This window comes from Kocuria subflava (assembly GCF_012163155.1).
GTDB classification, from domain to species: Bacteria; Actinomycetota; Actinomycetes; order Actinomycetales; family Micrococcaceae; genus Kocuria; species Kocuria subflava.
In genome coordinates this window covers 1-845 of record NZ_JAAVUN010000100.1, presented here as the reverse complement: position 1 = coordinate 845, position 845 = coordinate 1, and the positions used below count along the sequence as shown (strand labels likewise).

At 63.9% G+C, this 845-nt stretch carries 1 protein-coding gene; it reads left to right on the top strand.

The features are described 5' to 3' along the window. Nucleotides 1-679 (top strand): urease accessory protein UreD (locus GTW58_RS13175; RefSeq protein WP_168023567.1); only part of this gene is annotated, 679 nt, incomplete at its 5' end. Nucleotides 680-845: the final 166 nt, after the last annotated feature.

Here is an 845-nt window from a genome sequence, read left to right as displayed (position 1 = left end):
GACCAAGGTCTATCGGACCCCTGGGCAGCCCGTGGAGCAGAAGCAACGGTTCGTGGTGGAACCGGATGCTGTCCTGGAAGTGGTTCCGGACCCATTGATCGCATATCGGGACGCCGACTACGTTCAACGCACGCGGGCCACGGTGGCCCGCGGGGGGAGGCTGGTCATGACAGACATCGTGACGCCGGGGTGGGCCCCAGATGGATCGCTCTACCAGTGGAAATCGGTCCTGCTGAAGACCGTAATCGGGCGTCCGACAGGAGCCCTGATCGCCTGGGACACGGTCCATATGGCGCACGGTGCGTACAGGGGCGAGAGTCTCACGAACTTTTCGGTCTCCGGCGACCTGGACCCGCACGGCTTCGCTGCCGAGCGGACCCACTTGGGCACGTTGCTGGCCGTTGCCCCAGAGTTGGACGCGGACGCCGTCGAAGAAGTCCATGACCTCCTCGTGGAGTACGAAGCGACTGTTCCGGGGTCACGTGGTGGGGTGACGCCGCTGGCCGAGCCGCGTGATTCCGCAGTTGCAGCACATCCACAGGTGCGCGAGACAGCCGGTCTGGCAGTTCGCTTGATGGGCCCTGGAACAGGTCCTCTCCACGAGTTGCTGCTCGACATCCACGCCGCGCTGCGTCGTCGTTGGGGGCATAAGACCAGGCTGAACTTGAGAAAGTACTGACCGTATGGAGAGTGTCACCCGCTTGAGTGCCGCACCAGCCGACGTGCGCGGAGCCGAACGCCGTTCCACGTTCCTAGTGTCACTGACCGTCCTTTTACTGCATGCCGTCGGCTGGGGGACGTTGCTGCTCTTCGTGGTGCCTGCGGGCCTCAGACTTGGAGTCCAA